At 59.4% G+C, this 20746-nt stretch carries 19 protein-coding genes and 10 pseudogenes; 9 read left to right on the top strand and 20 right to left on the bottom strand.

The features are described 5' to 3' along the window. Nucleotides 1–24: 24 nt before the first annotated feature. Entirely contained in the window at nt 25–873 is an 849-nt protein-coding gene (locus N7E01_RS09145; protein ID WP_350494813.1) for a LysR family transcriptional regulator, read from the top strand. Between the two features lie 86 nt (nt 874–959). Here N7E01_RS09145 and N7E01_RS09150 read toward each other — a convergent pair whose 3' ends face one another. Then, nucleotides 960–1841, bottom strand: a complete 882-nt coding sequence (locus N7E01_RS09150) for a LysR substrate-binding domain-containing protein (RefSeq protein WP_289172663.1) — start codon at nt 1839–1841, stop codon at nt 960–962. 154 nt (nt 1842–1995) lie between these two features. Here N7E01_RS09150 and phnC point away from each other — a divergent pair, with 154 nt between their 5' ends. The 5 genes and pseudogenes from phnC (at nt 1996) to N7E01_RS09175 (ending at nt 5556) form a co-directional block, all read left to right on the top strand. Then, nucleotides 1996–2811, top strand: coding sequence for a phosphonate ABC transporter ATP-binding protein (gene phnC, locus N7E01_RS09155; RefSeq protein WP_289172664.1), 816 nt, complete (start codon nt 1996–1998; stop codon nt 2809–2811). Beyond that, entirely contained in the window at nt 2783–3706 is a 924-nt protein-coding gene (gene phnD, locus N7E01_RS09160) for a phosphate/phosphite/phosphonate ABC transporter substrate-binding protein (RefSeq protein ID WP_289172665.1), read from the top strand. Before phnC ends, phnD begins: the two co-directional genes overlap by 29 nt. Nucleotides 3707–4044: 338 nt before the next feature. Continuing rightward, nucleotides 4045–4508, top strand: a pseudogene (locus tag N7E01_RS19415) (PhnE/PtxC family ABC transporter permease). 68 nt (nt 4509–4576) lie between these two features. Next, a pseudogene (locus N7E01_RS09170) lies at nt 4577–5382 on the top strand (NAD(P)-dependent oxidoreductase); the annotation flags it as partial. 24 nt (nt 5383–5406) lie between these two features. Then, nucleotides 5407–5556 (top strand): hypothetical protein, encoded by a 150-nt coding sequence (locus N7E01_RS09175; protein ID WP_289175868.1) that lies wholly within the window; start codon nt 5407–5409, stop codon nt 5554–5556. A gap of 84 nt (nt 5557–5640) precedes the next feature. Here the strand turns inward: N7E01_RS09175 and N7E01_RS09180 are convergent. Continuing rightward, nucleotides 5641–5820: pseudogene (locus tag N7E01_RS09180) on the bottom strand (chromate transporter); the annotation flags it as partial. Between the two features lie 101 nt (nt 5821–5921). Here N7E01_RS09180 and N7E01_RS09185 point away from each other — a divergent pair. Further along, nucleotides 5922–7013 (top strand): GGDEF domain-containing protein, encoded by a 1092-nt coding sequence (locus N7E01_RS09185; RefSeq protein WP_289172667.1) that lies wholly within the window; start codon nt 5922–5924, stop codon nt 7011–7013. 43 nt (nt 7014–7056) lie between these two features. Here N7E01_RS09185 and N7E01_RS09190 read toward each other — a convergent pair whose 3' ends face one another. The 10 genes and pseudogenes from N7E01_RS09190 to N7E01_RS09235 form a co-directional block, all read right to left on the bottom strand. Next, complete coding sequence (locus tag N7E01_RS09190) at nt 7057–8874, bottom strand: putative bifunctional diguanylate cyclase/phosphodiesterase (RefSeq protein ID WP_350495025.1); 1818 nt, start codon at nt 8872–8874, stop codon at nt 7057–7059. Then, nucleotides 8860–9698: pseudogene (locus N7E01_RS09195) on the bottom strand (membrane-associated sensor domain-containing protein); the annotation flags it as partial. The gene N7E01_RS09190 and the pseudogene N7E01_RS09195, both read right to left, overlap by 15 nt. Nucleotides 9699–9846: 148 nt before the next feature. After that, nucleotides 9847–10044 carry a DUF2783 domain-containing protein gene (locus N7E01_RS09200; protein ID WP_289172670.1) on the bottom strand — a complete coding sequence of 66 codons (198 nt, stop codon included), beginning with the start codon at nt 10042–10044 and terminating at the stop codon, nt 9847–9849. Between the two features lie 13 nt (nt 10045–10057). After that, nucleotides 10058–10660, bottom strand: a complete 603-nt coding sequence (locus N7E01_RS09205; RefSeq protein ID WP_289172671.1) for an FAD-dependent oxidoreductase — start codon at nt 10658–10660, stop codon at nt 10058–10060. Continuing rightward, nucleotides 10661–10974, bottom strand: a pseudogene (locus N7E01_RS09210) (FAD-dependent monooxygenase); the annotation flags it as partial. After that, entirely contained in the window at nt 10974–11402 is a 429-nt protein-coding gene (locus tag N7E01_RS09215) for an FAD-dependent monooxygenase (RefSeq protein ID WP_434089580.1), read from the bottom strand. The pseudogene N7E01_RS09210 and the gene N7E01_RS09215, both read right to left, overlap by 1 nt. Before the next feature lie 53 nt (nt 11403–11455). Beyond that, nucleotides 11456–11671: pseudogene (locus N7E01_RS18775) on the bottom strand (FAD-dependent monooxygenase); the annotation flags it as partial. Between the two features lie 8 nt (nt 11672–11679). After that, entirely contained in the window at nt 11680–12507 is an 828-nt protein-coding gene (locus tag N7E01_RS09225; protein WP_289172673.1) for an alpha/beta fold hydrolase, read from the bottom strand. A 3-nt stretch (nt 12508–12510) separates the two neighbouring features. Continuing rightward, nucleotides 12511–12717 carry a cupin domain-containing protein gene (locus N7E01_RS09230; protein ID WP_289172674.1) on the bottom strand — a complete coding sequence of 69 codons (207 nt, stop codon included), beginning with the start codon at nt 12715–12717 and terminating at the stop codon, nt 12511–12513. Beyond that, on the bottom strand, nt 12695–13072 hold the full coding sequence (locus N7E01_RS09235) for a cupin domain-containing protein (protein WP_289172675.1): 378 nt from the start codon (nt 13070–13072) through the stop codon (nt 12695–12697). The genes N7E01_RS09230 and N7E01_RS09235 overlap by 23 nt, the downstream gene beginning before the upstream one ends. 130 nt (nt 13073–13202) lie before the next feature. Between N7E01_RS09235 and N7E01_RS09240 the strand changes: the two genes are divergently transcribed. Both N7E01_RS09240 and N7E01_RS09245 read left to right on the top strand, forming a co-directional pair. Next, the gene (locus tag N7E01_RS09240) at nt 13203–13346 is read left to right on the top strand and encodes a LysR family transcriptional regulator (RefSeq protein ID WP_289172676.1); all 144 of its coding nucleotides are present in this window, start codon (nt 13203–13205) and stop codon (nt 13344–13346) included. After that, nucleotides 13336–14145 carry a LysR substrate-binding domain-containing protein gene (locus N7E01_RS09245; protein WP_289172677.1) on the top strand — a complete coding sequence of 270 codons (810 nt, stop codon included), beginning with the start codon at nt 13336–13338 and terminating at the stop codon, nt 14143–14145. The genes N7E01_RS09240 and N7E01_RS09245 overlap by 11 nt, the downstream gene beginning before the upstream one ends. Before the next feature lie 21 nt (nt 14146–14166). Here the strand turns inward: N7E01_RS09245 and mdcH are convergent, their stop codons facing one another. From mdcH to mdcA, 8 genes and pseudogenes are all read right to left on the bottom strand, one after another. Further along, on the bottom strand, nt 14167–15102 hold the full coding sequence (gene mdcH, locus N7E01_RS09250) for a malonate decarboxylase subunit epsilon (protein ID WP_289172678.1): 936 nt from the start codon (nt 15100–15102) through the stop codon (nt 14167–14169). After that, on the bottom strand, nt 15099–15875 hold the full coding sequence (locus N7E01_RS09255) for a malonate decarboxylase holo-ACP synthase (RefSeq protein WP_289172679.1): 777 nt from the start codon (nt 15873–15875) through the stop codon (nt 15099–15101). The genes mdcH and N7E01_RS09255 overlap by 4 nt, the downstream gene beginning before the upstream one ends. Nucleotides 15876–15947: 72 nt before the next feature. Next, on the bottom strand, nt 15948–16187 hold the full coding sequence (locus N7E01_RS19420; RefSeq protein ID WP_289172680.1) for a Clp protease/crotonase-like domain-containing protein: 240 nt from the start codon (nt 16185–16187) through the stop codon (nt 15948–15950). Next, nucleotides 16127–16789, bottom strand: coding sequence for a biotin-independent malonate decarboxylase subunit gamma (mdcE, locus tag N7E01_RS09265; RefSeq protein ID WP_289172681.1), 663 nt, complete (start codon nt 16787–16789; stop codon nt 16127–16129). The genes N7E01_RS19420 and mdcE overlap by 61 nt, the downstream gene beginning before the upstream one ends. Beyond that, nucleotides 16786–17699 (bottom strand): annotated as a pseudogene (locus N7E01_RS09270) (biotin-independent malonate decarboxylase subunit beta). Before N7E01_RS09270 ends, mdcE begins: the two are co-directional and overlap by 4 nt. Continuing rightward, a pseudogene (locus N7E01_RS09275) lies at nt 17683–18002 on the bottom strand (malonate decarboxylase subunit delta). Before N7E01_RS09275 ends, N7E01_RS09270 begins: the two co-directional pseudogenes overlap by 17 nt. 4 nt (nt 18003–18006) lie before the next feature. Next, nucleotides 18007–18997, bottom strand: a pseudogene (locus N7E01_RS09290) (triphosphoribosyl-dephospho-CoA synthase). Beyond that, nucleotides 18997–20663: pseudogene (mdcA, locus tag N7E01_RS09295) on the bottom strand (malonate decarboxylase subunit alpha). The pseudogenes N7E01_RS09290 and mdcA overlap by 1 nt, the downstream one beginning before the upstream one ends. Nucleotides 20664–20746: the final 83 nt, after the last annotated feature.

Consider the following 20746-nt stretch of genomic DNA (forward strand, 5'->3'; position numbering starts at 1 on the left):
TAACTAATAAATGACATTAGAAAAATGAATGTTGATGACGTTGATCTGAACCTGTTGCGTCTGTTCGATGCGATTTATACCCGTCAGAAAATCAGCCTGGCGGCAGATGCGTTGGGCATCAGCCAGCCTGCCGCCAGTCAGGGCCTGACGCGTTTGCGAACGATGCTGGGTGATCCGTTGTTTGTCCGTGCGCCTGGGGGCGTGCGCCCTACGCCGCGCGCCGAGCGTCTGGCCGTTTCGGTACGCAACGCGCTTGAGATTCTGGATCAGGCGCTGGCGGATGCCGACCGCTTTGATCCGGCGTTTTCGCAACGGGTGTTTCGCATCCAGATGATGAGTGATATGGGCGAGGAACGTTATCTGCCCAAGATGATGCGGGAAATTGAACAGCACGCGCCGGGTGTCCGGGTGGAAACTGTGGATTTGCTGCAAACCGACCTGTCGCTGGCCTTTGACAAGGCCCAGGTCGATTTTGCGTTTGGCTCATTGCCGCGCTTGCAGGGCTGCCATTTTCAACCGCTGTTCGATGACCGCTATGTGGTGTTCTTCCGTAAAGACCATCCGGTGTTGCGTCATCAGAATGGCAGCAGTCCTCCGGTGTCGGTGTTGCAGTCACTGGAGTTCGTGGCGGTGCATACGCATGCCGATACCTCGCGCATCCTGAAACTGCTGGGCCTTGAGGGGCGCTTGCGGTTGGTCACGCAGAATTTTCTGTCCTTGCCGTTTATTGTCAGCGCGACCAATTTGTGTGTGCTGATTCCCGGCAGTACCGCGCGTGTGTTCAACCGTGACGGGGGTTTGGCACGATCACACCGGATTTGCCGCTGGGGGCTTCACGATCTCATTGCACTGGAGCCGGCGCTTTCACAATGACCCGGCCATCATGTGGTTTCGCCAGGTCGCCACGCGGTTGTTTGCGGCCACTTGAGTCAGCGGGATGCGTTCTGTCGGTGTACTGGTTATGCACCGATCAGTCGCTGGGCCGTTTGCAAGAAATTGGCAATGAACGGTGAGTTTTTGCGTTCGGCGCGGCAGATCAGGCGAGTGGTGGTCGTTGCCGTGAATCCGTTGACGTCCAGTCTGACCAGACCAGGCCCAGGCTGGTACGCCGTATCTGCGACAACCCCAAGCCCCAGGCCTTGTACGACAGCCTCGCGAACCGCTTCGCGACTGCGCATTTCAATACTGGTTTTTACGGCAATGCCGGCTGCGTTCAGGGCATTTTCGAATGCTTTTCGCGTACCTGACCCGTATTCACGCATGACAAACTCCTGGCCATTCAGGTCGTTGATACCAAGAGTTTTATGGCGTGCCAGGGGATGGTTGGTGGCCGCAAAGATCACGAGTTTCTGTTCCCGGTAAGGCAGGCAATAAATCTTGGGATCGGAAATTTCACTTAAAACCAGACCGATGTCGCCCTCGTAGTTGAGGATGCGCCGTGTAATGGACTGCGAGTCACCTACCGTAACGCTGATGTGAACGCCGGGGTAGTGTTCCCGATAGGCCTTGATGATGGGGGTGATGTTGTGTGGACCGATGGCGTGCAGGTTCAGCGAACCGCTGTAATTGGTTTTTGCGGCCAGCAGCAGGGCATGGGCATCGTGTTCGGCGCTGAATAACCGTTGCGTGTGTTCCAGCAGCGACGCACCAAACTGAGTCAGTTCCAGGCGTCGGCCTTGCCGGTAAAACAACTCCACACCGTATTCTGCTTCAAGACGAATGATGTGAGCCGATACGGTGGGCTGACGCAAGCCCAGCTGGCGTGCAGCGGTGGTGATGGTGCCGGCACGTGCGGTGGCATCGAAGGCTTTGAGGGCGGCAAGTAATGATGTTCCTGACATAGGTGGCATCTATGGATAGCGTGTTAATTCAATGCGAAACGTACATATCGGTGAAACAGCATTTGATCATACTGACGTCCAACTTAATACGACGCTGTGCTGACACAGTGTTTCGCAACCGTGCTGACCAACGCGACACAAGGAGCGAACTGCAATGCATTCATCCCCTTTACCTTCCTGGCTCATTCAGACCAGAAATCTGGCGGTGACTTACCGCAACGGCTTCCAGGCGCTGAAGCCTACGTCTCTGACTATTCGCCCGGGTGAGTTTCTGGTGCTGTTGGGGGCTTCGGGGGCGGGCAAGTCAACGTTGTTACGGAGCCTGAACGGTCTGGTTCGTCCAACCGAAGGAGAGCTTTTGCTGAGCGACGTCGAGCAGCCCCTGCGTGGTGGTCGCGCATTGCGTGAGCATCGTTCCAAAACGGGCATGGTGTTCCAGCAGCACCACTTGATTGGTCGCCAGACCGTGTTGGCCAATGTTCTGATGGGGCGTCTGGCGACACGCAACAGCCTGCAGTCATTGTTGCCCTGGTCGAAAGAGGACAAGTGCCTGGCGCTCGAGGCGATTGATCGGGTCGGCTTGCTTGAAAAAACATTGAGTCGTGCCGATGCCTTGTCGGGTGGCCAGCAGCAGCGCGTTGGTATTGCCCGCGCCCTGATCCAGAAACCGCGACTGATGCTGGCCGATGAACCTGTTGCCAGCCTGGATCCGGTGACGGCGGAAAGCGTTTTGCAGTTGTTGCACGACATTTGCAAGAGCGATCACCTGACCGCCGTAGTCAGTTTGCACCAGATCGAGTTTGCCAAACGGTTTGCCGACCGCATTGTGGGTTTGAACCAGGGGCAGGTCGTGTTTGACGGCAAGCCTGCCGCCTTGACCGAAATTGATATCCAACGACTTTACACCGGTGTGACCCATCACGCTGAGCCGGTATCCGACTTTGAAATACCCGCCCTTTGCGCGGCTTGATATTCCTGGAGATTGTTATGTTGACACGTCGAGTTTTATTGAAATCTGTCGTTGCCGGTTTGTTTTCGGTAGCGCTTCCCTGGTTGCGGTAGCTCAGGGCAAAAACCCCGATACCTTGCGTGTGGCGTTGCTGCCTGACGAGAATGCGACGACGCTGATCCAGAATGCCCAGCCGCTGAAAGAGTATTTGCAGAAGACCCTGGGCAAAGACATTGAACTGATTGTCACAACGGACTATTCGTCCATGATTGAGGCGATGCGTTTCGGTCGTATTGAAGTGGCGTATTTCGGGCCCTTTTCATACGTGCTGGCCAAGAGCAAGGCACCGGCGATTGAGCCCTTTGCGGTTGGCGTGGAGCGTGGTTCGCCAACGTATCAGTCCGTCATGATTGCCAACGCGGAAGGTCCGGTCAAGCGCCTTGAGGATATCCGTGGTCAGTCATTCGGCTTTGGTGATCAGGCATCGACGTCCAGCCACCTGTCGCCTCGCGCCCACATTTTGAAGAAAACCGGTCTGGATGGTGAAAAGGACTATCGTCCGGTTCACCTGGGTGCGCACGATGCGGTTGCCCGGGCGGTTCAGGCCGGTCAGGTTCCTGCGGGTGGGCTGTCCAAACCGATTCTTGATGTCCTGGTCAAGAAAGGCACAATTGACCCAACGAAAATTATCGAACTGGATCTGAGTGCCCCGATTCCTAATTACCCGATGGTGATGCAGGACAATCTGGCGCCAGCACTTAAAGAGCAGATCCGCTCAGCGTTCCTCAATATGAAAGATCCCGTTGTGCTGAAGAGCTTCCGTGTCGAAGGGTTTGCGCCGACAGATGACGCCGCTTATGACGTTTTGCGTGAAACAGCCGCTGTGCTCAAACTCGACATCGGGAAAATGAAGTGATTGCAGACACACTGAATTATGCGCCGCTGCTGGCGGCAGACCGCCAGCGCAATTTGCGCCGCCTGATGCTGGTTGCCGTTATTGTGTTTTGGTGCCTGGTTGCGTTGGGTATTACGGGCTTTTTTGATGCCCAGCGCTTCATTGAGGGTGGCCCCGCCATGAAACAGTTGGGTTCCGAGATGATTCCGCCCAATTTTGACCGGTGGCAGCATTGGCTTATTCCATTGCGCGACACGCTGGCAATGTCCATTGCAGGTACGGCGCTGACGGTGGTGTTGTCATTGCCGCTGGCCCTGTTGGCCGCGCCCAATACGACACCTCATCCATTGGTAGGGCGGATGTTGCGTACGGTATTGGCAGCATTCCGGTCGGTCCCTGAAATTATTCTGGGCATCATTTTTGTGGCTGCAGTTGGTTTTGGTGCCCTGCCCGGCGTGTTGGCATTGGCTTTGCATTCCACGGGTATGGTGGGGAAGTTTTACGCCGAAGCCATTGAGCATGTTGATCCCAAGCCTATGGAAGCTGCGGCGGCAGCCGGGCCAGCCGGTTTCAGGTGATAACGCATGCGGTTTTGCCGCAGGTGTTGCCACAGTTGGCCGATATTACGATTTATCGCTGGGAATACCATTTCCGGGCGTCGGCCGTACTCGGTATTGTCGGTGCCGGTGGTATTGGCTTTGAACTGATGGCTGCGTTGCGACTGATCAAATACAACGAAGTGTCGGCGATTTTATTGTCGGTCCTTGCGTGTGTGATTGTTGTTGACAGCATTGGCAGCGTGCTGCGCAAGCATTTGAAGTAAGTCGCCCAGGCCGGCGATGCCGCCTGGCACCGCCGGTCCAATTGTTTTTGAACTGAACGAAAATTGTTATGCAACCAAGAATTGTTGTGACTCAGCCTGTGCATGCGGAGGTGCTGCATTTGCTCAAGAGCGTGGGTAATGTTGTGATGAATCCTGGCCCTGAACCCTGGTCCGAGGCCGAGCTGGCTCATCATCTGGCCCAGGCGGATGCGCTGATGGCCTTTATGCCGGATCGGGTCGATGCCCGGTTGCTGTCGTTTGCTCCACGGTTGAAGACGATTGCCTGTGCGTTGAAGGGTTTTGATAATTTTGATTTGAAAGCGTGTGACGAGGCTGGGGTGGTGGTGTCGTTCGTGCCTGATTTGTTGACGGAACCCACGGCCGAGCTGGCGATCGGGTTGGCGATAGCGGCTGCTCGCAATATGCGCGAGGGGGATCGGCGGATGCGCACAGGCCAGTACGCTGGTTGGCGTCCGGTGCTTTATGGTAAGGGCCTGCATCAGTCCGTTGTGGCAGTCGTTGGGCTGGGCGCGGTTGGCAAGGCGATTGTCGATCGTCTGATGGGGTTTGGCTGTGCCCAAATTCTGGGTGTTGATCCGATGAATCAAGATCCTCGTGTCGAGCAGGTCAGCGTGTCACATGCTGTGGCTCTCGCCGATTATCTGATTCTGGCGGTGCCCTGGCCGATGATTCTTATCATTTGGTTGATGATGCCCTATTGGCTCTTGCCCGGCCTGGGTTGGTCGTCGTCAACGTGGGGCGTGGATCGGTGGTTCACGAGGGGGCGGTTGCCCGTGCTTTGCACAAGGGCCAGATCGCCGCGTACGCCGCTGACGTGTACGAAATGGAGGATTGGTTGTTGCCTGAGCGTCCCCAGTGTGTGCATCCGGCACTGCTGGTGTCTGATCAGACGGTTCTGACACCGCACATTGGCTCGGCGGTGGCTCGTGTGCGTTTGGCCATCGAGCGTCGGGCGGCAGAGAATCTGTTGCAGGTGCTGGCCGGAAGGATGCCCAAAGACGTGGTGACGATGGTTACCCGACGGTAGTGTTGTCAGCCGCCGAAGGCAATCGCACCCGTCGCAGCACTGCCTGGGCGGCACCCTAGCCGGCCAGAGGGTCTTGGCCATGCCCCAGACGGCCAATGAACCGAACCACCCGGCACGCCCCAAGCCCAGCGCGATCCCCACCTGACTGCTGGCTGGGCCGGGCAAAAACTGGCAAAGCGCCACCCGGCCTGAGTAACTTTTGTCATCCAGCCATTTCCGGCGTTCCACGAATTCGGTATGAAAGTAGCCCAGATGCGCGGCCGGCACTTCCGGGGTAACTGTGCATTCGGTAACATCCCCATTACAATCGGCGCATGTCTGAAAAGCATCAATCATCAACGTCGTTTACCGTTTTCCTGGAATCCATGAGATCACTTGGGGTCAGTTCTTTGCGCGATACGGTCTCCAGCCGTGGTCATTCGCGCGATTTTGCCTATGCGCGTGGCGATTACCTGCGCAGTCGCATCATGATTGTTGGGCTAATTTTTCTGGTGCTCAGCCCGTTCTGGATGTTGATTGACAGTTTCATGCTGCCCGGCAGCGCGATGGGGTATGCCTGGCTGGGGCGTGCCATCATGCTGGTCGGGTTGCTGGCGACTGTGGTGCTGGCCTGGCGCAGTTCGGGGCGTGTGCTTCAGACGCGGCTGGCGGCCGGTCTGCTGATTGCGTTGCCCGCGTTGTTCTACGGGCTGATTTTGCTGGGGATGCCGTCAGATTGGGATGGGCAGCTGATCGGATACAGCTTTATTCCGTTCATGCTCATGGTGATGCTGGCCATTTTCCCGTTCACCCTGATCGAATCAGCCATTTTCGGGGTGGGCTTGTTAGTGCTCGAGGGCTACGCCTTGCACGTTGGCGGTCTATTGATGACGGCAGCAGGCCTGCAGGAAATATGGTTGTTGGCGGCCTTGATGTGCATTACCCTGACGTCGAATTATTTTCATCTCGGGCTGTTGTTGCGTTTGTACCGTGAGGCGACACATGATCCATTGACCGGCTTGCTGAACCGTGGGGCGCTGCACCAGCGTCTTGCGCAGGTACGCGGGGCACGTCAGAATCAGGCGATGGCTTTGCTGATGATGGACCTTGATCACTTCAAACGGGTCAATGACCAGTATGGCCACGCGGTGGGCGATATGGTGCTGCGACAGTTTGCACAGTTGTTGCGTGCAGCCATTGGCACGGGTGATTTTGCCGCACGCTATGGCGGTGAAGAATTCGTGGCCGTGCTGGTCAACACGTCCAAAGAACAGGCGATCGAGCTGGCCGAGCGTTTGCGGCAGCAGGTGGAAAAGACTCCGGTAACGTCGCACGATGGTACTGTTGTTGCGTTTACAACCAGTATTGGTGTGGCTACGCTGCACAGCGGTGAGCCGTTCGATTCGGCGGCGCGTCGGGCCGATGATCGTCTTTATGAGGCGAAGAAAACCTCGCGCAATTGTGTTGTGGGTGTGTAGCAGCGTAACGACAGCTGACCGACGGCCATGACCCTGTCTTGAATCAGCAGCAGTCCATGTCCACTTTATCCGGCATCCACGGGCTGATTTTTTGCAGCCAGAGATCGAGGGCGTCGGCGGGCAGTGGCTTGCTGTAGAGGTAGCCCTGGATTTCAGTGCAGCCGCGTTCACGTAAAAAATCGAGCTGGGCCTGGGTTTCAACGCCCTCGGCGATGGTATGGAAGCCCAGGCTGTCGGCCATCTGGATGATGGCTGACACAATGGCGCGGTCATCAACATCGGTGGCGATATCGCGTACGAAAGACTGGTCGATTTTCAGTTTATAGATGTTGAATTTCTTCAGGTAGCTGAGTGACGAGTAACCGGTGCCGAAGTCGTCGATGGAAAGGCGTACGCCGCGTTTGTGCAGCGTTTGCAGGATGTGGATGGCATGATCGGGATTGAGCATGGCTGCACTTTCGGTCAGCTCAAGCTCAAGGTACTCGGGGGCAGTTCGGTTTCTGTCAGGATGTCGTTCACCAGGCCGATGAGGTTGGGGTGACGAAACTGCACTGCCGACAGGTTGACCGACATGATCATGGGTGGATGACCCTGACTGAGCATGTGTTTGAGATGGTTGGCCGCGGTACGCAGGACCCAGTGCGCCAATCGTGATGATTTGCCCGCTGTTTTCGGCAATAGGCATGAATTCGGCCGGCGAAATGGCCCCTAGCTCAGGGTGATTCCAGCGAAGCAGGGCTTCGACACCGATGACTTTCCCATCGGCGATACGCACCTGTGGCTGGTACACCAGGTGCAGCTGATTTTCATCAATGGCAGACAGCAGGGCGCTTTCCAGCTGCAGCATGCGTCCGGTGCGTTGCTGCATTTCTTTCGCAAAAAAGTGAAAATCGTTGCGCCCTTCAAGCTTGACCAGCTGCATGGCCATGTCAGCGCTTTTCATGAGGGTGTCAAAGTCTTCGCCGTCCTCAGGATACAGGGCAATGCCTATGGAAGGTGTCAGTGCCAGGTGGTGCTCGTCGAACGAATAGGGCTTTGAAATGTGTGCCAGCAGCTGCCGGGCCAGGCGGGCGGCATCCTCTTCGTGCTTGAGGGTGATCACGACAACGAACTCGTCGCCGACCACCCGGGCAATGGTGGCTTCAGACCCTGCTGCGGCCTGAAGGCGTTTTGCAACGGCGGCCAGCAACCGGTCACCGACACTGTGTCCCAGCGTTTCGTTAACGTTCTTGAAACGATCAAGGTCAAGATACAGCAACCCAAACAGGGCATTGTTTTGCCGGCTGTTGGCAATAAGCTGGTTAACGCGGTCTTTGAGCAGTTGGCGGTTGGGCAGATCGGTAAGGCTGTCGTAGTAGATGAGCTTTTCGATGCGTGCCTCGGCTTCGAGGCGACCGGTGATGTCAACGACCGAGGCCAGTATGAAGGTGCGGTTCTTGATGGCAAGCGGGGTCAGTCCGATTTCCACCCGGAACAAATCGCCGTTTTTGCGACGGGCATGCAAGAAGCGGTCGGCGCCCATGGGGCGGTCGGAGGGTGCCTGCATGTAGTGCATGACCAGACCTTTGTGGGTATTTTTCAGTGTGTCGGGCACCAGAATATCCAGGGGTTTGCCGATAAGATCACCCCGTTCGTAGCCAAACAGCGCGTCGCTTCGCCCGTTGCTGAGCACAATGGTTTGTGTGTCATCGACCATGAGCATGGCGTTGGGCGCGGCTTCAAGCGCACGCCGGAAGCGCTCTTCGTCTTGGCGCAGACTTTGCTCGGCGACAGCCAGTTCGGTGTATGGGCGTTCGATGGCCTCCACCACAAAAGCCCGGTAGATCAGGAAATAGGCAATAACCTTGTAGATATGGCCCATGACGTTATAGGCCCCGGTCATGGAGGTGTAGATGGAAAAGAAAATCTCGCTCATGGCCATGACGCAAACGGCGGTGAACAGGGCCACGATGTGTGCGGGCTGCGGCACTTTCATGCGGTGCCACAAAGCGACAGCGGCCAGCAGGTTCAGCACGATGACCAGAAACTCGCCATATACCTTGAGGGGGTCAGGCCTTCGCCTTCAATGAACCAGCGTGGCATCTGGTCAATGTGCTTGATGACCACCCATTGCAGGCCGATCGTAGCGGCCATCACGATGGCCAGCATGGCCCGCTTGCCGGTGATGCTGATGTGTCTGTGCCAGGGTTTAAGGGCAATGATCAATAAGCCGAAGGCGGCCAGCAGCCGGGCAGACATCCAGAAATTCAGGTGCTTGTCGACCGCATTGGGTGAAAAATAGCCCGGCATGCCGGCATAGGAAAACGTGTGGGCAAAATCGAGCAGTGCTACGGCCAGGAACAGGGTGGCCAGAAAGGTCATGCCCACCGACCCGGGCCGTGCCCGAGAGCGCCACCCGACCGCAAACACCATGGCGGCCACAACAATGGAAGCGACTTCCATGAGGGCATGCCATTCGAGGTAGTAAGGGATACCGTCAACCGTGGTGCCGACCGGTGACAAGATGGTCAGGACCATGACCAGGGCGAGTGCGCCCAGCCACCCCAGGGCATTGCGCATCGGTAGTTGCACATCGGGGTGCAAGGTTCGCACAAAACGGGAAAGCGCTGCTGGCGGTGTGGGGGATTCGGGCATGTGGATCAAGCAGGCAAGTAAATGAAACAGATCAAGGCAATTGTTTAGCATACCTTGAAGAAAGGCAACGGAGTATTTCGTTGCCGTGTTCTATTTATTTGAAACTTGATCGGGATCAAGGGGACAGTGTGGTGCCGGTGCCATGCTCATCCGTGAGCCCGACGCCAGCGCAGGGTCTGACCTCACCTTGAGGGGGCGTTCAGGCCAGATCAAGGTGCGCTTTTGCGCGGGCGACCCAGTCGGGCAGTGCTTCTTTATCGGTGAGGTTGGCGATCAGCAAAATGGCGAGTTTGGCCAGGAACAGTTCACGTTTTTCCGGAGCAATCGTGTCGATGGCATTGGCCAGCAGTTCGAAGTCGGCTTCCCGGAATGTGGCGTCAGGGGTGGGGTGGTTCATGGGTTCTCCTGGGTCAGTTGGCGCAGGCGGCATGGTTCAGCGCGCCAAGGATGGTGTCGGGGTCGGCCTGGCGCCAGCGTGCAGCGACGCGATTGTCGGGTCGCAGCAAATAGGTGGTGCCGGGTCGGGCGTCATACAGGCGGGCGAGATCGCCATGGGTGGGCAGCACCAGAACGCGTACGCCAGGGTCAGCCGTGTGCAGTTTTTCCGTGATGGCGCGGGCGCTGTCCTGGCCGTCGTCACTGAACAGCAGCACCGAGAACCATGGGCCGATCTGGTCGTACAGACGGTCGCCTTGAGCATTGGTGACACCGTCGGGCGGGATAGCCCCGACGCCGACCGGAGCACCGAAGCCCGGGCCGTCGAGCGGTGTGGCATTCAGGGCGCTGTCTTTGTATTCGTAAGGGGGCGACGCGTAGGGGTCAAACAGGTTGTTCAGGAATTTCTCGGTAATCGACAGAGACAGCACAGCCTCACGCATCAGCGAGATGCCGGGCGAGGGTGTGGTGATGAACAGCGTGGTTTTGGTCAGCTCGGCCAGCGTGTCCAGAATGGCGCCACGTCGTTCCTGGGTATAAGTGTCGAGCAGGCGGGGGTTGGAGCGCCCCTTGACCACGCTGGCCAGCTTCCATGACAGGTTGTGGGCATCGGCGTAGCCGTGATTAACGCCGCGCCCCCGAAAATGGGTACCTGGTGGGCGGCATCGCCGGCGAACAGGACCCGGCCTTTGTTGTAGGTGGGCAGGCTCAAGGCGTTGGTGCGGTAGATCGAGGTCAGAACCAGTTCATAGTCAATGTTGTGCAGCCCCATCATGTCGAAGTGGGCTTTGATGCGGGCATGGACTTTTTCGGGCTGCATTTCTTCGTCGGCATCCTGGCCGTCGAGCAGCTGGAAGTCCAGGCGCCACATGTCGAAGGGGGCGCCGTGCATCAATACCGCTTTGCCGGGCAGGTACGGGGGTTGAAGAACAGGCGACGGCCATCGGGCAAGGGCAGTTTGCAGATGATGTCGTTGATGACAAATTGCTGGGTGTACGACGTGCCTTCATAGTCGAGCCCCAGCTGTTTGCGGGTGGTGCCACGCGGGCCATCGGCCGCGACCAGGTAGTCGGCATGGGCCGTGTAGTGGCCAGCGGCCGTTTGCACCTGCAGGGTGACACCGTCGTTGCGTGTTTCCAGGCTGTTGACTTCGTGCCCGTAACGTACTTCGACCAGGGGCGTTTTGGCGATTTCGTCGAGCAGGAATTGTTCCATCCAGCATTGCTGCAGGTTGGTCTGGCCATGCTTCTCGTTGGGGGCGGTGCGATATTCATGTAGTGCACCATTTCTTTGCCGTAGTAGGTCCAGCCCTCGCTCCAGGGCATGGCGACGTCCATGACGGCCTTGCCCACGCCAAGCTGGTCAAGAATTTGCATGCTGCGCCGGGTCATGGCCAGGGCGCGGCTGCCATTCGAAATGGCCGTACGGCGCTCAAGGATGACACAGGGTACCTGGTGCTGCGCCAGCCCCAGGGCCACTGCCAGCCCGACCGGGCCGGCGCCAATGATGATGACGGGGGATCTCGCTTTGCCCGCAGCGCTGATCTGCTCGGGGCTGATGAGTGGAAATTCTTGCCAGTTGAAATACATGGTGTCTCCTAGGCGGCCCGTTGTGCGTCGGCTTCGCGGGGCAAGGTGTCGAGAAAGTGGGTGAGGGCCTGATTGAAGGCCTCGGGTTGTTCGAGATTGCTGATGTGCCCGGCACCCGTGATGCGGGTGAGCGTGGCGTTCGGAATGCGTGCCTGCATGGCCAGCGTGATGCTGGCCGGGTAGACCGTATCCAGATCGCTGGTGATCAGGTGAACCGGGCAGGCCAGGTCCTCAAGGCGATCACCCCGGTCTTGCAGGGTCGAGGCTTGCAGGGTGTTCAGGTAATTGCCGACGCGCAGGCGGTTAACCGCCTTGGCCATGATCTGCAGGGTGTTTTCGGGGGTACCCGGGGCCATCATGCCCAGTGCCTGCTGGTAGCCGAAGTCTGCAGGAAGCTGGTGGTCTTTGATGACAGCACTGCGGGCCTGAACAAAAGCGTCGAGCTGGGCGGGTTCCAGATGGTCAAAGCCTGGGCTGGTATTGGCCAGCGTCAGTGAGGCGATGCGGTCGGGAACTTGCAGTGCCGTGGTGCGCGCGACACGCCCGCCCATTGACAGGCCCACCAGATGGGCGCGGGGAACCTTGAAGTAATCCATGACAGCGACCAGGTCGGCGCAAAAATCGCGTTTGAAGTCGAGCGGGCCGGATGGGTCACCGCTGTTGCCATAGCCGCGCAGGTCGACGCTGACGGCGGTGTAGCGGTCTTGCAGGGCCGTCAGCTGTTCGGACCAGGTGGTGCGGTCACCCCCAAGGCCATGGATCAGGATGACCAGCGGCCCTTGTCCGGCCACGGTAATAGCCAGTGGTGGACTGGATGGAATGATGAGGTCTTGCATGGTTCAGGCCTTGCCGGTGCTGACGGGTTCGGCGTCGATCAGGACGAAGGCCACCAGTGCCGGTGCATCGCTGCGATTGCTCCAGCCATGGTTGGTGCCGCGTTGCACCAGGACATCGCCTGGGCGCATCAAGGTTTCACCGTCGTCCATCAGGGCATAGATTTCGCCGGAAATGACAATGGCGTAGTCAATCGAGTGCGTACGGTGCATGGCGACCTTGCGGTCGCCCTGCGGGTCGAGCGTGCCGGCGCTGCCCATGGCCGCAAAGTGCTCTTCCGGGTTCCAGTGGTCTTTGTAGCTGGCATCGGGGGAATTGGACCGTACGGAAAACCGACCCGTTTTTGGGCGGGGTCAGAGTGATGGTGCTTGAGCACGGCTCAGCGCCGTCGGTCGTATTGGCGGGGGTGCTGAACGTTTTCCAGAGGTCGGTGACGACCAGGCCCGGGATGCGGGTTTCGCTCAGGGTGAATGGTGAAACATCATCGTGCACGATGATGGATTTGCCGTGGGCATCATGGCCGGTAACAATCCGGCGCACGGGGATAGCCGTTTGGGTCTTGTTCATGCGTGTCTCCTTTATGCTGGCTATTCTAGGGGCTTGCCCAGGCTCAGCGATACATGTAATTTCGTATATCAGTTAAACGATTTTCGTTTAACTTGTCGTGGAAAGTCGCTATGCTTGTCGCTGTTTCGGAATGACCGTTGAGGGCGCGATGGATCTGGCGTTGGTGAATTGCTTTTTGCGAGTGGCCGAGTTTGGCAGCATCAATCGGGCTGCTGCCGATCTTGAAATGACGCAGCCGGCGTTGGCACGGCGGATTGCGGCACTTGACGCATGATTTGCGGGTGCAATTGCTGGTGCGTGATGCGCGTGGTGTGCGCCTGACCGAAGCCGGGGTGGCGCTGGTCAATGGCGCCCGCCCGATTCTGCGTCAGGCCGAGCTCTTGCGCGCCGAAATTGGCCGTCAGGTCAAGACGCAGGTGGCGATTGGTCTGCCGTTTTCGATGAACCGCCTGGTGACGGCGCCGTTTGCGTCGGATCATTTGCGGACCGAGTCGGCGGTGTCATTACGCGTTTACGAAGGGTTTATTCATCACTTGCGCGAGTGGGCGCACCAGAGCCTGATTGATGTTGCGATTCTGGATGACCGCGAGGATGATTCGTCCCAGCTTGAACGTCACCCGTTGATTCGCGAACAATTGTTTGTAGTGGGTAATCACGAGACCGCGCTGAGCCTTGACCGGCCTATCCAGGCCCATGAGCTGGGTCAGTATCGTCTGATTCTGCCAGGCCGTCCCAACCTGATCCGGCTCAGTGTTGAAACGTACCTGAAGCAGCACGGTGAAAAGTTCCGGCGGGCTGCGGATGCCGAGACGCTGGCATTGTGTCTGTCGCTGGTCAATGACGGGCATGGATATACCGTTATGCCTTATTGTGCGTTGTACGAGTTCCCCAGCCTGAAGGGAATCAAGGCGGCACCCATTGGTGACCTGTCGATTACCTGGGCCATGTATATCAACAAGGCCCGGCGTCATTCGGCGGGCGTGCGGCAAACGGCCCAGGCCCTGCGCGCGGCCATGACGCGCCTGGTGCAGGACGGGCGCTGGGCGCTGGCACAGGTGATTGATGAGGGGTGATTCGATGTCGGGGGTGTTCGGCTAGCCCAGGTTTGCACTTGAACGCTGAGTTAACTGGATCAGAGTTTCGATGGGCGTTGTGTCGCTGCTGATGACCCGGGTGTCGGGCATGACGGGTGCGCTCAGGCCTGTCAGAGCGCTGCCACCCGGCATTTCAATGGCCAGTCGTATGCCGTATTCCCAGGCCAGTCGCGCGGTGTCATGCCAGCGTACGGGTTGTGCGACGTTGCCGGCCAGGTCGGTCGCAATGGCCTCGGGGCGCAGCAACCGGCGCGCGTCGCTGCTGCTGAGGTAGTGGTAGTGCGGGCGGTGCATCTCGCAGGTGACCAGAAACTGTTGCAATGACCGGGCCACGGGTTCAAACAAAGGGCAGTGTGACGGGACGGTCACGGCCAGACGCTGTACACGCGTTGCGCCTTGTTTCTGCGCCAGTGTCGCGACGTCCTGCATGGCGCGGTCGTGGCCTGAAATCACCAGTTGTGTCGGCGCATTGAGATTGGCCAGGTAGACCGGGCAGGCCGGCGAATGCACCTGTTGGACCAGTGACCTGACGGTTTCGGTATCCAGGCCGATGATGGCGGTCATGCCGTAGTTGCGGGGAAATGCCGCTTCCATCAGTCGTCCCCGCAGGTCTGTAAAGCGCAGGGCGGCATCAAATGAAAGCACGCCAGCAATGACGGCGGCTGGCGCGGCGCCAATCGACAGGCCGGTGAGCCAGTCCGGTTCGGCTTGTGCGCTGATAAGCCGACGGGCCATGGCCACACCGGCGATCAACAGGCACAGTTGTACGTTGCGGCTGTGCTGCAAGGCTTCTGCAGAGTCGAGAGCAAGCGGGTCTGTCCCCAGCGTGTCTGCGGCGCCCGCAAGCGTACGCTTGATTTCGGGGTGGTCGGGAAGGCGGTGCAGCATGCCGGGTTGCTGGCCACCCTGGCCGGGGAACATGAACAGGGTACTCATGTGTGCGTGTGGTCAGTGCGTGCACGTGAAGGCCCGCTCATGGTGTCTTCAGGCATTTTGTGGCGTCGCCACGGCGTTTCCCCACGGTGCAGGGCAATGTTGACCGGGCCATGGCTGGTTTTCAGCAACATGTTGCGTGGGTTATGGCGCCATTCATTAAAGGCGAAGGCACCGTCACCCGTGTCAACTTGTACGTCGACCCGGCCCGGAGCCTGATCGAGCCAATGGCCCAGATGTCGGGCATCGCCGGCGCTCAAGGGTGTGTTCACGTGAATGATCAGGTCAAGGTCGCTCTTGGCGTTGCAGGCCATGTGGCTGGTAGCCAGCGTGTAGCCAACGCTTCCCGTTGGCCCCCACGGGAAGCCGAAGCTGTCCAGACGGGGGGCAAGATAATCCAGGGCACGTAGTGCGGGAAGGGTGTCGAGCCTTGCTGGTTGTCGGGTATCTGCGGTGTGTCTGGCCAGAATGTGTGGGGGTTGCGAGTTTATCCAGGGACGTTGTGTTGCAAGATCTTCCGGGCGTACATGGCGGGTGATGGTATCGGGGCTTAGCCATGCCGCCAGACGCTGATGGCGTTGAGGGCCACGCAGGCCAACAGGCAGGCGTCCATAGGGGTCACGCAGGTCGCGCCGCACGACCACCGGCCACGTGGTGATACCGCCACCCCGCGCCCATTCGGGAACGGGCGTTGAGGTGGCCGGGCCCAAGGCGGCCGGGGTTGAGAACCAAAGGAGGTCGTGGGGCTGGTAAATGATGGCGCAGTTTTTGGTCATCGCAGGCGTTTATCGGGATCCGGTCATGGTTTGTATGCACAACGGTGTGGCGTGTCGCGTACCGGGTTAGTGTCAGTGGGTGCTGGACCACTGCTGTTTCAGACGTTCCCGGACTTCATCGGTCGCCTTTCGCAGGTTGCCGCCGGGGCGTTCCAGTGCATCGGTGGCCACGGTTAACGGGATTTCGATGGCGTCGGTCAAGCGGCGGATGACGGCACGGCAATCTTCGTCCGAAGGGCGCTCTGCGTTATCTACATGCAGCGTGTCCCAGAGCAGCCCGAGCGTTTTGTAGTGCTCAATGCCATAGCCCATGGGGGTACTGTTTTGGCCAGTTCATCAAGGGCTTCAACGCTGCGTTGTGTCACGCGCGCCGCCGAGGCTTTGCCCATGGCGTGTAATTGCACGCCGGGGTCATCCAGGGCGATCAACCGGTGCGCCTGATAGCCGTGTGCCAGATAGGCCCCCGAAATGGCTTGGCCGACAATCAGGCCGATGACACGATGGCCGGCGATGCGAGCGTGTATCCAGGCGCTGACCGCAGCGGCCAGCGCCTGGTGCAGCCCCTGAGTTTCTTCAAGTCGGCCATAGGCCTGGCTGGGTACATCCACCAGCGCGATCAGGGTGCGCTGGTGCGGCTGGTTGCGGTCAGCGTCGATGGTGTCGTGAATCAGCTGTGCCAGCCCCCAGCCTTCGGCCAACCCGACCTCACCGTGACGGGCGCGCGGAAACGGGCTGTGCGGGTCCGGGACGACGGCGATCAGACGGCAGGCATGGTTATTGAGGGTTGCATCGGCATACCGGATGGCGGCACAAGGCGGGCTTTTGATGGGCTGGTCGGCGGCCAGGGCGTGCAGCCAGGTATCGCCGCGGCTTTTAGGAAGGTCCGCAATTTCCGTTGATGCGTCCGACCTCAAGGGGGCGTTGGGTGCCGTAATGGCGGCGTTGGCTTCAAAGGTCTCACCGGGGCGTGTGTCTTGTTTTCCGTCAACCAGGGACTCCCCCGGTTTGCGCTGTCCACCGGGTGATTGGACACCGGCATTTCAGCCAGTATTTTCAAGTGTGTTTGGGCGGCTTTCAGCCTGTCACTGCGGAAGGTTGCCGGGATGCCGCGTTGCAGCAGGGCGTCGATATGCTGACGTAGCTGGTTGGCATCGTCACTCGAGAAAATGTCGGCCAGCCCGGTGGCGCAGCGCTGTTCGCCGCCGGTAATGGACCAGATCAGCGGTTTGTCGCTGGCATTGAGTTCGTCAATGCCGGCTTCCTGCTCAATGACGGTGGGGCCGTTCAGGCCCAGCCGGGCCTCGCGCGTCATGATCAGGGCGCTGCACAGCCCGGCGGCGATCGACATGCCGCCGTAGCAGCCTACCGGCCCGGTGATGACGCCAATGACGGGGGCATGACGGCGCAGCCGGACAATGGCGCTGTGGATGTCGCCAATGGCGGCCAGGCCCAGGTTGGCTTCCTGCAGCCGTACGCCACCGGTTTCCAGCAGCAACAGTGCGGCGGTATCGATGCCCTGCCGGTTGTCATGGATGGCAAGCTCCAGGGCGGCAGCGATTTTTGCACCGCTCACTTCCCCAGGCTGCCGCCCTGGAAGTTGCCGTCGATGGCAATGGCGACCACAGGTCGGCCGCCGAGGCGGCCTTTCATCAGAACGACGCCGTCGTCAGACTGTGTGACGATGCCCTGCCTGGGCAGCCACGGTGAGGTAATGTGATCGAACGGCCCCAGCAGTTCGCGGGCGCTGTTCTCGTCTAGCAGGCGTTGCAGGCGTTGACGCGGGTCGTATTCGACAAGACTGTCGCGCTTAATGGGTGTGTTCATGGGCGGTCTCGTGGTCAGCTTGTTCGAAGGCCTGCTCAAGTCGTAATCGGACCACGCCTGGCGTGGCACCGTTGTCATTGATCTCGATGTGGGCGGCCGGCCGTGGGGCGGTGTCAAAGAAGCGGTTCAGTACGGCACCCCAAAGCGATTTTTTCCGCTGACCGCTGTGGTGATCGTGACGCGTGTTACGGCCGATGGTGCGGGCGACAAAAGGATTTCCAGGTCGCCGGACGCCACCACCCCGGTGCGAACCGATGCGCGGACGGATGGACCTGCCTGAAATTCAAAGGTCAGAGTTTCCATAGGATCAAGCCTTGGTCGTTGAACCCTGCATCGCAGGGTGGGATGAAAAGTGGTGGTCAAGCCGGTCCATGAAGAGCGTGGCGGCCAGCAGGTCGGCGGCGCCGCCGGGTGACAGGCGCTGTTTCTGGGCCAGGATGTTCAGGGCCGTCAGTGCGGTGCGCCCTGCTGTCGTTGCGCTTCCGCCGAGTTGAAGCACCTGTCGGGCACCCGCCTGCATCCGGGCAAGGGCGGCGGCGCCCCGCGCGATAGCAGGCAGGTGTCATCCAGCGTGGCGATCAGAGTGAGCAGAGTGTCCAGTCGGGTGTGCTGTTCGTTGTGTCCGGCGCGACGCAGCCGTTGCAGGGCGGGCAAGCCGATACGCATGACATGAGGAAACCCGGCCTGGGCCTGCCCCTGGCACCGTTGACCTGGTAGCGTTGGCAGGCAATGGTCCCCTTGCTGGGCGGTTGCTTTGGTGCGAACCGGTCTGGGCAGCGGGCCAGTTGTGCGGCCCGACGCGTGAGGGCGGTGAGGCTTGGGGTATGACGGGTCGTCAATGAACCATGGGCATGGCCGTGGTAGCACGAACCCGTCGTACCGCAGGGCGCGCCGCTGCATTCTCCTGTGCGGGCAGGTCGGTTTGCTGCAGCGACCAGCAGACCCAGTGCCCAGATGGCGCCCCGATGGGTATTGACGCCGCCAGTGGCGTCCAGCATGGCCTGCTCTGCCTCGCGGCCCAGTGCCCCCAGCGTGGCGCGCCAGGCGTACAGGTCTTGCGGCTCCCCGGCATTGCGGGCCATGGCTTCAAACCATGGCCTCAGGGTATGGGCCGACGTGCACATCAGAGCCAGTGACATATCATGGTGGGCATGTTGCCCTCGCAGGTCGATCAGGCCAGGTTTTGGCGTGAGCAGGGCTTCATCGACCAGTGCCTCGAAGGCCCACTGCGCCAGAAGTGCAGGTGCTAGCGCACGCGTGGGTGCGCAAGTGGTTGTGTGATCGTTTTTGTGGCTCATTACCAGCTCCTGAATTTGGCAGGGGTTCATACAGCCCGCCTGACCAGTCGACCAGATCAGCGATGCTTTTGGCGGCCAGCAGGCGCCGTGAGGCCTGGCTGCGCTGAATGCCCAGGTCTTCGGGCAGGGCGACGAGGCCGTCTCGTCGTAATTTTCGGGTGGTGGCCGGGTCATGGGTCAGCCCGACCGGTGTGACGCCGGCCACTGCAGCGATCATGGCTTTACGTTCATCCAGGCTGCGCGCCTTGTACAGGTAGGCGATGCCTTCTTCAGTCAGGACATGGGTGACATCATCGCCGTAGATCATGACAGGTGCCAGCGGCATGTTGCACTCGCGCCCCACGCTGACGGCATCCAGCGATTCAACGATGGTCGGACGACCGTTGTCCTGAAAGGTTTCGACCATTTGCACCACCAGTTTGCGACCTCGTTCGAGGTAATGATCGTTGCCCCGGGCTTCGAGCCAGGCGGCAGTGGCGTGGCGTCGGCCATGCGGATCGTGGCCCATGTTGGGCGCGCCGCCGAAGCCGGTCAGGCGGCCGTGGGTCACGGTGGACGAGTTGCCCAGTCCGTCCATTTGCAAGGTTGCGCCGATGAACAGGTCGACGGCATACTGACCTGCCAGCTGGCACAGCAGCCGGTTGGAACGCATGGACCCATCGGCGCCGGTAAAAAATACGTCGGGTCGTGCGGCGACGTACTTTTCCATACCGCCTTCACCACCAAAACAATGCACGCTTTCAACCCAGCCCGATTCAATGGCAGGAATCAAGGTCGGGTGTGGATTCAGCGTCCAGTGACGGCAGATTTTGCCTTTCAGCCCCAGCTGTTCGCCGTAGGTGGGCAGCAGCAGCTCGATGGCCGCAGTGTTGAAGCCGATGCCGTGGTTCAGCGATTGCACCTGATGACGTTCGTAAATGCCGCGAATCGCCATCATGGCCATCAGGATGTGCAACGGTTTGATGTGGCGCGGGTCACGCGTGAACAGGGGTTCAATGAAAAACGGCTTGTCGGCCGGCACCAGGATATCGACCCAGCTACCCGGGATGTCGACCCGTGGCAGGTCACCCGGGTCATCAACAATTTCATTGACCTGTGCAATGACGATACCGTCACGAAAGGCGGCCGATTCAACCAGCGCGGGCGTGTCTTCGGTGCTTGGGCCGGTGTACAGATTACCCGCCCGATCTGCGCTGTAGGCCGCCACCATGACCACGTTTGGCGTCAGGTCGACATACAGCCGGGCATACAGCTCGGCATAGGTGTGGATGGCGCCGATATCCAGCAAGTCGTCTTGCAGGAGCTGTGAAATGCGCAGGCTTTGATTGCCGGCAAACGAAAAATCAAGCCGGCGGGCAATGCCGTTTTCGAACAGGTCGAGGTGTTCGGGCAGGCTGACGCTGGGCATGATCATGTGCAGGTCATGGATCGTGTCGGGGTTGACGCGGGCCAGTGTGCGGGCCAGGCAGTCGGCCTGTTTCTGATTATTACCCTCAAGGACAACGCGGTCGCCGGGCATCAATAGGGCCTCGAGCGCCTGGACGCGTTGTTCGGGGTCAACAATCTTGCCGTCGGTCATGGGTTTGACTCGTGCCAGACGTCGCTGTTTTTCGATACGACGCTTGGCCCATCGAGGATCGGGGGAGGGATGGTGAGCATGGTGCAGCCCGCATTAAGGTGGGAGATCAAGTGGTCACGATAGGTGGCTTGTTGCACTCAATCAATCAACCTGTCGGTAAAATCATTACC

This window comes from Neopusillimonas aromaticivorans (genome assembly GCF_030344915.1).
Taxonomy (GTDB): domain Bacteria; phylum Pseudomonadota; class Gammaproteobacteria; order Burkholderiales; family Burkholderiaceae_B; genus Neopusillimonas; species Neopusillimonas aromaticivorans.